Annotated in this window: 14 protein-coding genes; 4 read left to right on the forward strand and 10 right to left on the reverse strand. The window is 63.5% G+C overall.

Going from position 1 to position 14,618, the window contains the following annotated elements; genetic code table 11:
• Positions 1-57 precede the first annotated feature (57 nt).
• Genes LQ952_RS04270 through LQ952_RS04290 form a run of 5 tightly spaced genes read right to left on the reverse strand, consistent with a single transcriptional unit; the run spans position 58 to position 6,685 of the window.
• Positions 58-933, reverse strand: coding sequence for a transglutaminase family protein (locus LQ952_RS04270; protein WP_238621420.1), 876 nt, complete (start codon positions 931-933; stop codon positions 58-60).
• A complete protein-coding gene (locus tag LQ952_RS04275) occupies positions 930-3,491 on the reverse strand; it encodes a circularly permuted type 2 ATP-grasp protein (RefSeq protein ID WP_238621421.1) in 2,562 nt (853 codons plus the stop codon). Before LQ952_RS04275 ends, LQ952_RS04270 begins: the two co-directional genes overlap by 4 nt.
• A gap of 24 nt (positions 3,492-3,515) precedes the next feature.
• Positions 3,516-4,466: an alpha-E domain-containing protein gene (locus tag LQ952_RS04280; RefSeq protein ID WP_238621422.1), complete on the reverse strand. Its 951-nt coding sequence runs from the start codon at positions 4,464-4,466 to the stop codon at positions 3,516-3,518.
• A gap of 36 nt (positions 4,467-4,502) precedes the next feature.
• Complete coding sequence (locus LQ952_RS04285; RefSeq protein WP_238621423.1) at positions 4,503-5,948, reverse strand: circularly permuted type 2 ATP-grasp protein; 1,446 nt, start codon at positions 5,946-5,948, stop codon at positions 4,503-4,505.
• Positions 5,949-5,998: 50 nt separating this feature from the next.
• Positions 5,999-6,685: a class I SAM-dependent methyltransferase gene (locus tag LQ952_RS04290; RefSeq protein ID WP_238621424.1), complete on the reverse strand. Its 687-nt coding sequence runs from the start codon at positions 6,683-6,685 to the stop codon at positions 5,999-6,001.
• A gap of 185 nt (positions 6,686-6,870) precedes the next feature.
• On the opposite strand from LQ952_RS04290, the gene LQ952_RS04295 reads away from it, so the two are divergent.
• Together LQ952_RS04295 and LQ952_RS04300 are read left to right on the forward strand one after the other, a co-directional pair.
• Positions 6,871-7,833: a hydrolase gene (locus LQ952_RS04295; protein WP_238621425.1), complete on the forward strand. Its 963-nt coding sequence runs from the start codon at positions 6,871-6,873 to the stop codon at positions 7,831-7,833.
• A 119-nt stretch (positions 7,834-7,952) separates the two neighbouring features.
• Positions 7,953-9,359 carry an alanine/glycine:cation symporter family protein gene (locus LQ952_RS04300; RefSeq protein ID WP_238621426.1) on the forward strand — a complete coding sequence of 469 codons (1,407 nt, stop codon included), beginning with the start codon at positions 7,953-7,955 and terminating at the stop codon, positions 9,357-9,359.
• 56 nt (positions 9,360-9,415) lie between these two features.
• On the opposite strand, the gene LQ952_RS04305 is transcribed toward LQ952_RS04300, so the two are convergent.
• Complete coding sequence (locus tag LQ952_RS04305; RefSeq protein ID WP_008932680.1) at positions 9,416-9,610, reverse strand: hypothetical protein; 195 nt, start codon at positions 9,608-9,610, stop codon at positions 9,416-9,418.
• A gap of 143 nt (positions 9,611-9,753) precedes the next feature.
• Here LQ952_RS04305 and LQ952_RS04310 point away from each other — a divergent pair, with 143 nt between their 5' ends.
• Positions 9,754-10,113 (forward strand): cytochrome b5 domain-containing protein, encoded by a 360-nt coding sequence (locus tag LQ952_RS04310; protein ID WP_238621427.1) that lies wholly within the window; start codon positions 9,754-9,756, stop codon positions 10,111-10,113.
• Positions 10,114-10,168: 55 nt separating this feature from the next.
• A complete protein-coding gene (locus LQ952_RS04315; RefSeq protein ID WP_238621428.1) occupies positions 10,169-10,723 on the forward strand; it encodes a glutathione peroxidase in 555 nt (184 codons plus the stop codon).
• Between the two features lie 52 nt (positions 10,724-10,775).
• Here the strand turns inward: LQ952_RS04315 and pnp are convergent, their stop codons facing one another.
• From pnp to rbfA, 4 genes are all read right to left on the reverse strand, one after another.
• Positions 10,776-12,866: a polyribonucleotide nucleotidyltransferase gene (pnp, locus tag LQ952_RS04320; protein ID WP_238621429.1), complete on the reverse strand. Its 2,091-nt coding sequence runs from the start codon at positions 12,864-12,866 to the stop codon at positions 10,776-10,778.
• Between the two features lie 49 nt (positions 12,867-12,915).
• A complete protein-coding gene (gene rpsO, locus LQ952_RS04325; RefSeq protein ID WP_238621430.1) occupies positions 12,916-13,185 on the reverse strand; it encodes a 30S ribosomal protein S15 in 270 nt (89 codons plus the stop codon).
• 104 nt (positions 13,186-13,289) lie between these two features.
• A complete protein-coding gene (truB, locus tag LQ952_RS04330) occupies positions 13,290-14,216 on the reverse strand; it encodes a tRNA pseudouridine(55) synthase TruB (protein WP_238621431.1) in 927 nt (308 codons plus the stop codon).
• Positions 14,213-14,602 (reverse strand): 30S ribosome-binding factor RbfA, encoded by a 390-nt coding sequence (gene rbfA / locus LQ952_RS04335; RefSeq protein WP_238621432.1) that lies wholly within the window; start codon positions 14,600-14,602, stop codon positions 14,213-14,215. The genes truB and rbfA overlap by 4 nt, the downstream gene beginning before the upstream one ends.
• Between the last annotated feature and the right edge of the window lie 16 nt (positions 14,603-14,618).

Raw genomic sequence — 14,618 nt, forward strand, 5'->3', positions numbered from 1 at the left:
CGGCCACCATGAAGCCCTTCTCCCCGCCCCGGGGAGAAGGGCTTTTTTGTGCCCGTCTTACCCTTCCCGCACCACGTCCACCCGGACTTCCAGGGCGTGGGAATCGCCGCCGCCGAACAGCACGCCCTTGACCGGCGTCACATCCGTATAGTCCCGTCCCCAGGCCAGGGTAATATGCCGATCCATGGGGATCAGGTTGTTGGTGGGATCCAGGTCCAGCCAGCCCTCGCCCGGGATGTACACGGAAAACCAGGCATGGGAAGCATCGGCCCCTTCCAGCTTTTTCTGCCCCGGCGGCGGCAGGGTTTCCAGATAGCCGCTCACATAGCGCGCCGCCAGGCCATGACTGCGCAGACAGCCCAGCGCCAGGTGGGCAAAGTCCTGGCAGACCCCGCAGCGATGACGCATCACCATGGACAGCTCCGTGCTCACGGAAGTAAACCCCGGCCGATATTCGAAATCCTGAAAAATCCGCCCCATCAACTCCTCCACCGCCTCGCGCAGGGGTCGCCCCGGCAAGAGGGAGCGGGCCGCATAGTCATGCAACTCCGATAACAGCGGCACCTGGGGCGAAGGCAGCACATATTGACGGGCGTCCAGGGTCTCGGACGTGTTCTCCTGCAACAGCCGATCGCACACCGTTTCCCAGGCCTGCAGACCCCGTGGCTCCGCCCCGGAGGGCTGCAGGATCACCTGACTGCCGGCCGTGATCTCCAGTTCGCGATGGCTCTGCCGGATACTGAAGCAATGGACCCGGTTGCCGAAAAAATCCAGCCGCTCCGCCTGGTAACCAGGTAGCGGTGACACCTGGATTTCCAGCGACTGCAGGGACTGAACGGCCGTGTCCCGGGGTGCCAGATGAAGCTCGTTGTGGCACAGGCTCACGGGACCGGGATAGTGGTAATGGGTGACATGCCGGATACGATACTTCATATCCCCGGTACCGGCAGATTGGAGACCAGCAGATGCTGGCTGCGTGTGAAATCAAAATAGGATCGGCTCAGGGCTTGAGAGGCGCTGCCGAGCAGGTGCTGCTGGCGTGCCAGACACTGATCCAGTGCCTGACGATGCCCCCCCTGCGCATCCGGCTGCGTCAATTCGCGCAACTGCAGGCGACGCAGTTCAGTGCGCGCCTCCAAGATCAGGCGCTCCGCCGGGGTCAGGCGCTCGTCCCGCTCAGTGCGCGGCATGGCCGCCCCGTGGCACTCCAGGGCCGCCAATTGAAAACCCAGGGAACGAGGGTTTCGCTCGTCGACCAGCAGGCTGTCCAGCAGGGCCTCCGGACGCAGTGCCTGGGGATCGGCGGCGGTGTTCTCGGCATAGTTAAGGACCGCTTCCAGCAGCGGCGGTTCGTCCTCCGGCGCACAGGGACGCACCAGGGTGGCCCGCAGCAGGCTGGTCAACAGCAGCCCCCGCTCCAGACGTCGCCCGGCGTCCAGGAAGACCCAGTTCAGGTGCCTGGGCGTGCTCTCCTGGGCCAGACCGGACATAGCCAGCAGGTGCGTGATGAGTTCATCCAGGTTGCGTGCCAGGTGTTCCGGATCATGGGGTCGCCACTGCCCCAGGGCATTGCTGCGCTCCTGCAGGCCCGAGATGACCCGCCAACTGTCACCGGAGATGCGGTCTCGCAACTCGTGACCGGCCCGCAGCAGGGCCTGCAGGGTAAAACCCAGGCTACCGATGCGTTCACGATTGAGGATGAGTTCCAGTAATTCCGGTGCCGGATCGGCCAGGGCGGTCTCCGCCCCAGCCAGGACAAAACCGGGATACGTGGCCGTTAGATGAGTCAGTGCCCGCAGCAGGGTGCGCAGGGTGGCATCCCGGGTACCGATGGCACCGGACTCCCTCACCAGGCGGCGGCGCGTCAGCACCACCTGTATGAGCCGCAGGGTGCCCTCGGCCCGCTCCGCATAGCGCCCCATCCAGAACAGATTTTCCGCCACCCGCCCCGACAGCGATACCGGCGTACCCAGCCCGCCCACCATGGGCATGGCCCCCACCAGACCCAGTGACGGTTCGGCCTCGGAGGCCAGCACCCAGGTATCCTTGCTCACGCCGCCTGCCTGATTCGAGACCCAGGCGGCGCCCCGGGAACCGGCCACCCGGGACAGGCCGCCGGGCATCACCACGTAATCACCTTCCCGGGCACACAGGTAGGTCCGCAGCCAGCCACGACGGGGCTCCAGGTCCCCTGCCGGCCCCAAGGCCGGCAGGGTGGACAATTCCAGCCGTTCCTGGGCCACGAAACCACGAGGATTGGCATGGATGCGGTCCTTCAGGGCCTCACGCTCGGAACGGGAGAGCGTATCGCCGAACAGAGTGGCACTGCGGCCCGGCTCCAGATCGCGGATCACCAGCTGTTCCAGTCGGGACAGTACGTACTCCCGCTGCAGGGGGTCACCACACCACCAGGTTTCTACCGTGGACAGGATCAGGTCCTGCCCCAGCAGGTGGCGGGCAATGGCGGGCAGATAGGCCGACAGGGCCGGACACTCCAACACACCACTGCCCAGGGGGTTGACGATGGCCACCCGCCCCTGTCGCGCCACCTCCAAAAGACCCGCTACCCCCAGCCGGGAATCCTGACGCAGTTCCAGCGGGTCACAAAAGCTGTCATCCACACGACGCAGGATCACGTCCACCGGCTCCGGACCGTTCAGCGAGCGCAACCAGACCCGCCCTTCGGAAACCACCAGGTCCTGCCCCTGCACCAGGGTGTATCCCAGGTAACCGGCCAGGTACACATGCTCGAACCAGGTCTCGTTGAGGGGACCGGGGGACAGTAGCACCACCCGTGGGGCATCCGGCCCGGTGGCGGGCGAAGGCAACCCGATCAGACTTTGGCGCAGGGTCTGGAAGAAACGGGTGAGGCGATGGGCCTGGGCATCCCGATACAGGCTGGGGAACACCCGGGACAGGATCACCCGGTTCTCCAGGGCATACCCGGCCCCGGAAGGGGCCTGGGTACGGTCCCCCAGGACCACGAAATGTCCATCGGGACGGCGCACCAGGTCGGCCGCATACAGGGCCAGGGGATTGGGGACCTCGGGCAGACTGCCGACACAGGGACGCAGAAACCCCGGATACCCATAGATCAGTTCCAGGGGCAGCAGGCCCTTGCGGATCAGTTCGCGGGGACCATAAAGATCCTTGAGGATCAGGTTCAGAAGTTCCGCCCGCTGGATGAGGCCGGTCTCGATGACGGCCCATTCCTTGCTTTCCAGCACCATGGGCACCGGATCCAGCGGCCAGGAGCGCTCAGCCCCCTGAGGGTCGGAATAGACGTTGTAAGTGACCCCGCTTTCCCGCAGCAGGCGCCCGACATCCGCGGCCCGCTCCGCCAGCCCCTCCCGTCCCAACTGCGCCAAGGCCCCCATGATCGGCTCCCATTGCGGACGCAGGGCACCCTCGGGCGTGAGCAGCTCATCAAAGCGGTTCCCGGACAGGGCGTATTCCGGGGTCAACAGCGGCAGGGGCGCGTGGACAGCCATGAGGTAAGCCGGGCCGGGGCCCGGTCAGACAGCCCTGTCCAGACTGAACCAGGTGTCGGCGATCATGTCGTGCAATTCATTCATCTCCTGCTGGAGCTGGTCGATGAAGCGGTGCAGTTCATCTGCCTCCAGAAGCTTGTCGACGTTGGCTTCCATCACATGACGCCTGACCTGAATGGCCAGGCGCAAGGCGATCTCGTTGCGGGGCAGATTGGTCAGACTGATTTCCACCTCGCCCAGGGCATGGGCCACGGCACGGGGAAACTCGCGGTCCTGAAAGATGAATTTAAGCACATCCTCGCCATTGACCCGTCGCCGTACATGCTGGCGATACATCTGGAAGGCACTGAGGGACTTGAGGATATTCACCCACAGCAGGCTCTCGAACTGGGCCATGGCAGCCTCGTCCTGAGGATCGTTGCTCAACAGCCCCATGGCCCCCACATCCAGCAGGCGAGTGGTCATATCCGCCCGCTCCAGATTACGGCCGGCGCGAATGAAGTCATAGGCCGCGTCATGACTCATGGTGCCCGCCAACATGCCGGTAAGCTGCTGGCAATGGCTGATCACCTTGACCAGGTACTGATAGCGTCCCCGCTTACTCAGCCCGGTGTCCACGGCGGAGTCGGCATAGTGATACAGCTCGTTCACCGTCTCCCAGACCTCGCTGGGGACCAGATCCCGGGTGGTACGCACATTTTCCCGGGCCGCCCGCAAGGCATTGAGGATAGACCCCGGGTTATCGCCGTCCGCCAGCAGGAACTTCACCACGTTGCGTTCATCGTACTTGCGGTAGTTCTTTTCGTAGATCGATTCATTGCCGGTAATGGACACCATACCCCGCCAGGACAGGCGCACGCTGCGGGGCATGTCCAGGGCCAGATGGTTGAAGGCGGTGACCATGCGCGCGGCATTCTCGGCCCGCTCAATGTAGCGGGCCATCCAGTAAAGACGTTCGGCAACACGTGAAAGCATGGGGTCAGGCCTGCAGGTTGAGGGACAAGGACGAGGTCATTCCGTATCGACGATCCAGGTGTCCTTGCTCCCCCCGCCCTGGGAGGAGTTGACCACCAGGGAGCCTTTGCGCAAGGCTACCCGGGTCAGGCCACCGGCAGTCACGTCGGTACGCACCCCCTGCAGGATGAAGGGGCGCAGATCCAGATGGCGGGGCTCCAGATGACCATCGCACAGGGTGGGTGAGGTGGAGAGCTTCAGGGTGGGCTGGGCGATATAGTTGCGCGGGTCCTTGCGGATCAGCTCGGCGAACTCCTGGCGCTGCTTGCGCGTGGCATGGGGGCCGACGATCATGCCGTAGCCACCGGACTCATTGGCGGGTTTGACCACCAGATGTTCCAGGTTGGCCAGCACGTACTCCCGCTCCTTGGGGTTCATGCACAGATGGGTGGGCACATTGGGGATGATCGGGTCCTGGTCCAGGTAGTAGCGGATCATCTTGGGCACGAAAGCATAGACCACCTTGTCGTCCGCCACCCCCGCACCGGGGGCGTTCACCAGGGCCACGTTGCCCTTGCGCCAAGCCCGCATCAGTCCCTTCACCCCCAGCATGGAGTCGGGATTGAAGGCCTCCGGATCCAGGAACAGGTCATCAATGCGCCGGTAGATCACGTCCACCCGTTCCAGACCCGCGACCGTGCGCATGTAGACACAGTCATCGTCACTCACCACCAGGTCAGCCCCCTCCACCAGTTCGGCCCCCATGCGCTGCGCCAGATAGGCATGCTCGAAATAGGCGGAGTTATAGATGCCGGGGGTCAGTACCACCACCTGCGGATAGTCCATGGGGCGAGGGGACAGGGCAGCCAGCATGTCAAACAGCAAAGAGGGGTACTCGTCCACCGGGCGGATGCTGTAGTTCTCGAACAGTTCGGGGAAGACCCGCTTGGTGACCTGGCGGTTTTCCAGCATGTAGGACACCCCGGACGGGACGCGCAGGTTGTCCTCCAACACGTAGAAGGTACCGTCGGCATCGCGCACCAGGTCGGAACCGCAGATGTGGGCCCAGACACCATGGGTCGGCTGGATGCCGATGCATTGCTCGCGAAAGTTCTTCGACTTGGCCAGTACCGACTTGGGAAAGACCTTGTCCTTGACGATGCGCTGTTCGTTGTAGAGATCGTTGATGAACAGGTTCAGGGCCGTGAGCCGCTGGGCCAGCCCCGCCTCCACCCGTGCCCACTCACTGCGGGGGATGATGCGGGGGATGATGTCGAAGGGCCAGGCCCGGTCGATGTTACCCCCTTCGGTGTACACCGTGAAGGTGATCCCCATCTCCACGATGGCGTGCTCGGCGGCCGCCTTGCGTTCGTGCAGTTCCTCATCGCTCAGGGAGCGCAGATAATTGGTCAGGGTGAGTGCTGCCTCCCGTGCCTGTCCCGGGGCGGCGATGAGCTCATCATAGAATCCAGCCGGGTCGTAGGACTTCCAGTCAATGGTCATGGGATTTTCCGTGGTTCCTGGGGCGGGGCGCGCTGGTGACGGGTGGACATTCAGCCGGGCTGGTCGGCAGCCTTGACCACGACCGGCCCATCGCCACCGCCCTCCAGCGGCACCGGGGCATCACTGCTGCGATAATGAACCAGTTTCCAGTAACCGAACAGATTGGTCTTGTGCACCCCCACGCGATGGAGATCCGGCCATTGCGGCAGGCTGTCCAGTTCCATGTCAGGACGAAAACCCATGAGACGGGAGAGCGGACGCAGCATCTGCTCCAGCCGCCGCAGAAAAGGATGCCGGGAGGCGAAATGATTGATCACCACCACATCCCCGCCGGGTACACAGACACGGCGCATCTCCGCCATCAGCCTGTCCGGATTAGGCACGACCGAAGCCACATACATGGCCACCACCCCGTCAAAGCTGTTGTCCGGAAACGCCAGCGCCTCCGCATCCATCTCCAGCAGGGCCTCCACCTGGGGCAGCGACTCGTCCCGGGTCCGTTCCCGAGCCAGCTGCAGCATGTCAGGGCTGATGTCGATGCCGACCACACGGGCATCCCGACGATATTCCGGCAACGACAGGCCGGTGCCGACACCCACTTCCAGAATGCGCTGCCCGGGACCATTGTTGACCAAGTGCACAGCCATGCGCCGGCCCCCGGCGAAGATCGGTCCGAACACCCTGTCGTAGTAACGGGCATAGCGGCGGTAGGCGGTGCGGATTGAAGATAGGTCCATGGGGTCGGATCACTTTTTGAGTGTTAGCCTGTTTTAACGAGTCAAGGCGGCAGATTCAAGTCAGGATACTATGTATCCGCTCCCCATTGGGGTTAGAAAGTTCGGGGGGTGAGAGGGAACGAATGCTCAAAGGAGTAGCATGACATTGTTGATTCACTGTGACACCCGCCAAGGATCCCGGACCCATGCTGATTGAGGGTGACTTTCGTCCGGCCTGGTGGCTGCCGGGCGCCCATCTGCAGACTCTCGCGCCCACCCTGATGCGCCGACGATCACTGATCCCCCTGCGACGGGAACGCCTGGAGCTGCCCGATGGGGATTTCATGGATCTTGACTGGGCGCCGGAGCAGCCCGGCCCCCGGGTGATCCTGTTCCACGGGCTGGAAGGTTCCAGCCGTTCGCCCTACGCCAACGGACTCATGCGACGCCTGCACGACCAGGGGTTCCAGACCCTGACCATGCATTTCAGGGGCTGCAGCGGCGAGCCCAATCGCCTGCCCCGCAGCTATTTTGCCGGTGACACCGGGGACATGGCCTGGCTGGTCGAATACCTGTTGCGGCAGGATCCCGCAAGACCCGTTGCCGCCATCGGTGTCTCGCTGGGAGGCAACGCCCTGCTCAAGTGGCTGGGGGAAACCGGCACGGACAATCCTCTGGCTGCCGCCGTCGCCATCTCCGTCCCCTTCGACCTGGATCAGTCGGCCCGGCGCATGGAACAGGGTCTCTCCCGCTTTTACCAATGGTATCTGGTAGGGCGCCTGAAGCGTTCCACCTGGAGAAAGTGCCGACTCATGCCCATGCCACTGAACTGCAGCACCCTGAAGCGGCTGCGAACCTTCCGGGAATTCGACGATACCGTCACCGCTCCCTTGCACGGTTTTACCGGTGTGGATGATTACTACACCCGCTGCAGTTCCCGACCCTATCTGCGGGGTATCCGCCGCCCTACCCTCATCCTGCACGCCCGCAATGACCCGTTCATGACGCCGGGGACAGTCCCCACGGCCGATGAACTCTCGCCCAGCACCCGCCTGGAACTGACCCGGGGTGGCGGTCATGTGGGTTTCGTCGAAGGCGTGGGGCGCTACTGGCCTGAACGCAGGATTGGAGACTGGCTTGGGGGCATTTTTTTGAGCACCCCGGGTTAGCCCGTCACGGGTCAAAGGGTATGATCGATGGAGTCCCGGGGCAGGCTACGCCAACCTGCCCCGGGGACTGGTATTGCAGCGATAACGGCCCTGAAGGAATACCCAAGGAGAACAATAAAGTGCTTCAGACCTTGATCGACTTTAACAACTGGCTCAATGGGGTCGTCTGGGGCCCGCCCTTCATGATCCTGCTGGTGGGCACCGGTCTCTATCTCACCTTCCGCCTGGGTTTTTTCCAGTTCACCCATCTGCGCTTCGCCTGGCAGCGCACCTTCGCCACCCTGTTCCGTAAAAAATCCGCCCAGGACAAGGGCGCCATCACCCCGTTCCAGGCGGTGTCCTCGGCCATGGCGGCCACCATCGGCGTCGGCAATATCGCCGGCGTGGCCACCGCCATCGCCCTTGGGGGGCCGGGGGCCGTCTTCTGGATGTGGATGGTGGCTCTGGTGGGCATGGCCACCAAACTGGCCGAAGCCACGTTGGGCCTGAAATATCGACGCGTGGAGGATGACGGCCGGGTCTCCGGCGGGGTTTTCTATTACATCGAGAACGGCCTGGGCAAGCGCTGGAAGTGGCTGGCCGTACTCTATGCCATCCTGGCAGGACTGGCCGCCTTCGGCATCGGCAACATGGTGCAGGCCAACACCATGGCCCATGCCATGGAAACCGGACTGGGCATCCCCAACTGGGCCACCGGCATCGGCGTCATGCTCCTGGTGGGCGCTGTCACCCTGGGGGGTATCAAGCGCATCGCGGTGACCGCGGAACGCATCGTACCCACGATGGCCCTGATCTATGTGATCGGCGCCGTTGGCATCCTGATCAGCTACTACGACCAGATCCCCGGCGCCTTCGCACAGATCATCAGCGGTGCCTTCACCCCGGCCTCGGCCATCGGTGGTTTTGCCGGCGCCACGGTGGCCGGTGCCATCCGCTACGGCATTGCCCGGGGGATCTTTTCCAACGAGGCCGGTCTGGGCTCGGCGTCCATCGTCCACGCCCAGGCCCGTAACAAGCCCTTTGCCCAGGGCCTGTGGGGCATGTGGGAGGTGTTCATCGATACCCTGGTGATCTGCACCATGACCGCCCTGGTGATCCTGGTGACGGGGGTGATACAGACGGGACAGACCGGGGCCGAACTCACCACCAGCGCCTTCTCCCTCGGCCTGCCGGGCCTGGGTGGCTGGGTGGTGCTATGTGCCATCGTGCTGTTTTCCTACACCACCATGCTGACCTGGAACTTCTACGGGGAAAAGAGCTGGGAGTATGCCTTTGGTAAACGGGTCATCCTGCCGTACCGAATCATCTTCATCGGCTTTCTGTATCTGGGGGCCATCGGCGGCCTGACCACCATCTGGGATATCTCGGACACCCTCAACGGCCTGATGGCGGCGCCCAACCTGATCGCCCTGCTCCTGCTGGCGGGAGTACTTGCCAAGGAGAAGGTGCAATACCTCAAGGAGCAGAAGGAGGAAATGCGCAAGGAGAAAGAGAACGGGCAGGACGAGAAGGAAGGCCCCGGCTGAAGCCGCAAGCCCCCTGCCCTTCACCCCTCTCCCCCTGGGGAGAGGGGTTTTGGTCCTTACTGACGCTCGATGGGAGCGTCCTCGCTGCGGCCGTAGGCAAAGATGCCCAGGCCCACGATCATGACCCCCAGGTAGGGAGACAGCTGCCACAACACCCCGAACATGCCCAGTTCCGGGGGTACCCTGGGCAGGGCGTAGAAGATGCCGGCCAGGCCGGCAAGAAAGACCAGGATTCCAATACCGATACGCACGACACAAACCCTCTTGTTCCGATGGCGGCCGTCACCCTACCAGATCCGGCCCCGGGCATCCTTGCGCTGACGCATGGCTTTGGCAGGCAAATCGGTGCATGCTGGACATGAAGCCTCCATCCCTCAAAGAAAAAAGGCCTGCCATGAGACTCCCGCACCCACGTCTTCCCTTCACGCTGCCGCCGATGCTCTGTCTGCTGGCGGCCATGGCCTTCACACCGGCCACGGCGAATGAAACCGAAGCCACGCTCCCCGTCTTCACCCTTGAACAGGTGGCGGAGCACCACAGTCCAGATGACTGCTGGATGGCCATTCACGGCAAGGTCTATGACCTCACCCCCTACGTGCCGAATCATCCCGGACCGGCGGGCATGATGCTGGTCTGGTGCGGGCAGGAAAGCACCGAGGCCTGGGAGACCAAGAGCTACGGCGAACCCCACAGCAGTCTGGCGGCACGTCTGCTCCAGCGCTATTTCATCGGCACCCTGGAAGAAACCGACTAGAGAACTTGGGCTTTGCGCCGGGGTCTGAAAGCTCACACCCACCCGGAGCCCCGCCATGCGTCGATGTCTTCTGACCGCCCTGCTGATCACCCTGCCCTGGAGTCCCGGCCTCATTGCCCGGGAGGCACCGGGCCATGGCGATCTGTTTGACCATGACCTGCGGCGCCTGCACTCCAGCGAGGTGGTCAACCTGCGGGAGCGGTTCGCCGGACACCCCCTGCTGATCGTGAACACCGCCAGTCATTGCGGTTTCACCGGACAGTTTTCCGCCCTGGAGGCCGTGCACCGCAAGTATGCGGACCAGGGGCTGAAGGTGGTGGGATTTCCGTCCAACGACTTTCGTCAGGAAGCGGATGATGAAGCAGACACGGCCCGGGTCTGCTTTCAGAACTTCGGCGTGAGTTTCGACATGTTCGCCCCCATCAGCGTGCGGGGTGACACGGCCCACCCCATCTTCCAGGAACTGGCACGGCAAAGCCGGGCGCCGAGATGGAATTTCTACAAGTACCTGGTGGACCGGGAGGGACAGGTGGTGGCCACCTTCTCCAGCATGGTGTCGCCGGATTCCCGGCGTTTTGAGGCGGCGGTGGAAAGACTACTGCGGGATTGACATAAAAAAAGCCCCTCTCCCCTTGATCAGGGAGAGGGGCTTTGGGGACTTATCAGGAAGCCTCGTTGACCGCCTTCATGCTCAGGCGGATGCGGCCCTGCTTGTCCACTTCCAGGACCTTGACCTTGACGGTCTCGCCTTCCTTGACACGCTCGGAGACACTCTCCACGCGCTCTTCTGAGATCTGGGAGATATGCACCAGACCGTCGCGACCGGGCAGGATGGTGACGAAGGCGCCGAAGTCCATGATCTTGGCTACACGACCTTCGTAGATCCGACCCACTTCCACGTCGGCGGTGATCTCTTCGATCCGGCGACGGGCCTCTTCACCGGCCTCCTTGTCCACGGAAGCGATCTTCACGATACCGCTGTCGTCGATGTCGATGGTGGCACCGGTCTCTTCCGTCAGGGCGCGGATGGTGGCGCCGCCCTTGCCGATCACATCGCGGATCTTTTCCGGGTTGATACGAATGGTGATGAAACGTGGGGCGTAGGCGGACATCTCGACGCGCGGGGTGCTGATGACCTTGTTCATCTCACCCAAGATATGCAGGCGACCTTCGCGGGCCTGAGCCAGGGCGGCCTCCATGATGTCACGGGTGATGCCGTCGATCTTGATGTCCATCTGCAGGGCGGTGACGCCCTCTTCCGTGCCGGCCACCTTGAAGTCCATGTCACCCAGATGATCTTCATCACCCAGGATGTCGGTCAGCACTGCAAAACGGTCGCCGTCCTTGATCAGCCCCATGGCCACACCGGCCACCGGCGCCTTCAAGGGCACGCCGGCATCCATCAGGGCCAGGCTGGTACCGCAGACGGAAGCCATGGAGCTGGAGCCGTTGGATTCGGTGATCTCGGACACCACGCGCAGCACGTAGGGGAAGTCGCCTTCCGCCGGCATCACGCCCTGCACGCCCCGCTTGGCCAGACGGCCATGGCCGATCTCACGTCGCTTGGGCGAGCCCACCATGCCGGTTTCACCGGTGCAGTAAGGCGGGAAGTTGTAGTGCAGCATGAAGCGTTCGCGGCGCTCACCCTCGATGGCATCGATGATCTGGGAGTCCCGATCCGTGCCCAGGGTGGCAGTGACGATGGCCTGGGTCTCGCCGCGGGTGAACAGGGCGGAACCATGGGTACGGGGCAGCACGCCGACGCGCACGTCGATGGGACGCACGGTGCGTGTGTCACGACCGTCGATACGGGGCTGGCCGTCCAGGATGCGATCGCGCACGATGCGCTTTTCCAGACCGTGGAAGATCTCCTTGACCTCATCGGCCAGGGGGGAGCCTTCCTCGCCATCGGCAAGGCGGGCCACCACGGCCTCGCGGACCTCGGCGATGCGGTGGGTGCGTTCCTGCTTCTCGGCCACCTGGTAGGCGGCGGTCAGGTCGGCACTGCAGGCCTCCAGCACACGGGCACGCAAGTCGGTGTTGCCTTCCGCGGGCTGCCAGTCCCAAGCCGGCTTGCCGGCTTCGGCGGCCAGTTCCTGGATGGCCTGGATCGCCACCTGCATCTGCTCGTGCCCATAGATCACAGCACCCAGCATCACCTCTTCGGAGAGCATGGCGGCTTCGGATTCCACCATGATCACGGCGTTGGCCGTACCGGCCACCACCAGGTCCAGGGCGGAGTCCTTGAGCGGGGAACGATCGGGGTTGAGGATATACTGACCGTCCACATAGCCTACCCGGGCGGCGCCGATGGGACCGGCGAACGGCAGGCCGGACAAGGCCACCGCCGCGGAGGCACCCAGCAGGGCCGGGATGTCCGGGTCCACTTCCGGGTTCAGGGACATCACCGTGGCCACCACCTGGACTTCATTGATGAAGCCCTTGGGGAACAGCGGGCGCAGGGGCCGATCGATCAGGCGGGAGGTCAGGGTCTCCTTTTCGGAGGGACGACCTTCACGCTTAAAGAATCCACCCGGGATACGGCCAGCTGCATAGGTCCGTTCCTGATAGTTCACGGTCAGGGGAAAGAAATCCCGGCCCGGCACGGCATCCTTGCGGCCCACCGCCGTGACCAGCACCACGGTGCCGGCCACATTGACCATAACGGCGCCGGAGGCCTGACGGGCGATCTCGCCGGTTTCGAGGGTAACGGTATGCTGACCATACTGGAACGACTTGCTTATTGACGGCACGTTGAATCCCGGTTTTGACTGGTTCTTGTTCGATGGCTCCGGCCGAGACTCAACGGCGCAGGCCGAGGCTGCTCACCAGCTCCTGGTAACGATCCTGGTCCTTGCGCTTGAGATAGTCCAGCAGCTTGCGGCGCTGGTTGACCATCTTCAGCAGACCACGGCGGGAATGATGATCCTTCTTGTGCTTGGCAAAATGCTCCATCAGGTGCTGGATGCTGGCGGACAGCAGGGCCACCTGCACTTCCGGGGAACCGGTGTCCACGGAACCACGCTGGTATTTTTCCACGATGGCGGACTTGACTTCACTGCTAAGGGACATGCTCTAAGACTCCTGGAATTGACCCCGGCACCCTCTTGGCCGGAATCGTTACATTCGTTGAAGGCCCGCGATTCTATCACGCGCCCCCTGTTTGGAACAGGGTTTCACCCTGAATTCGAGGGGATCATCAGCCGCTTGGGTGCCACCTTGCCATCGTCCTGGAGCTGACCAATACCCATGAAACGATCACCGGGTCCGTAGAGTCGCAGCCACCCGGTCCGGGCAAGACCGGGTACGAACACCGCCTGCCCCTGGGCAAGATAGAAGGCGCTGTCCGCATCCAGATGCACCACGGGCCAGTGCATCAGGGCCTCGTCGGCCGGATGCAACGCCGTATCCAGGGCCTCGGGGCCCTGCTCGGCCAGCGTCTCCAGTTGTGCCAGCGTCACCATCCGGGGCGCTTGGAACGGCGTCAGCCCCACCCGCCGCAGTTCGATCACATGGGCGCCACACCCCAGTGCCCGGCCGATATCTTCCACCAGCGTGCGGATATAGGTCCCCTTGGAACAGGCCACATCCAGACTCAGGGTATCCGCGGTCCGGGACAGGCAGTCCAGATGGTGAATGGTCACCGGGCGCGGTGCCCGTTCCACTTCCCGCCCCTGGCGGGCCAGATCATAGAGCCGCTGCCCCTGGTGCTTGAGGGCGGAATACATGGGCGGGATCTGCTCGATAGGACCCCGGAACCGGGCAAGGACCGCCTCGATCCGGGTGTCATCCAGTTCAGGCACGGGGCAGGTCTCGATCACTTCTCCTTCCGCATCCGCCGTGGTAGTGGTCACCCCCAGGCGGCAGACGGTGCGGTACTGCTTGTCCGCATCCAGCAGGAAGGCGGACACCTTGGTGGCCTCGCCGAAACACAGGGGCAAAAGACCGGTGGCCAGCGGATCCAGGCTGCCGGTATGACCGGCCTTTCTGGCCTTGAACAGATACTTCACCCGCTGCAAGGCCTGGTTGGAGGTATAGCCCACCGGCTTGTCCAGCAGGATCAGGCCGTGCACATCACGGCGCTGGATTCTTGGCTTGCTCATGAATGGTCGTCGGTGTCATCCCGATGGCGGGCCTTGTCTTCGGCCACGGCCCGGTCGATCAGCGCGGAGATGCGAGCACCTTCGCGCTGGGTATCGTCATAATGAAAATGCAGCTCGGGTATGGAGCGGATGCGCATGCGCCGCCCCAACTCCCGACGCAGGAAGCCGGCCGCCTTGCGCAGTCCTTCCGAGGTGACCTTGATGGCCTCATCGTCCCCGAGCACGGTGAAGAAGACCTTGGCGTGGGCTAGGTCCCGACTCACCTCCACCCCGGCGATGGTGAGCATCCCCACCCGGGGGTCCTTGAGCTCCTCACGCACCAGCTCGGCCAGCTCCCGCTGGATCTGATCCCCCACGCGCTGGGCACGGGAATATTCTTTAGGCATCTCGAAACATCTCCAG

This window comes from Ectothiorhodospira lacustris (assembly GCF_022227785.1).
Classification (GTDB): Bacteria; Pseudomonadota; Gammaproteobacteria; order Ectothiorhodospirales; family Ectothiorhodospiraceae; genus Ectothiorhodospira; species Ectothiorhodospira lacustris.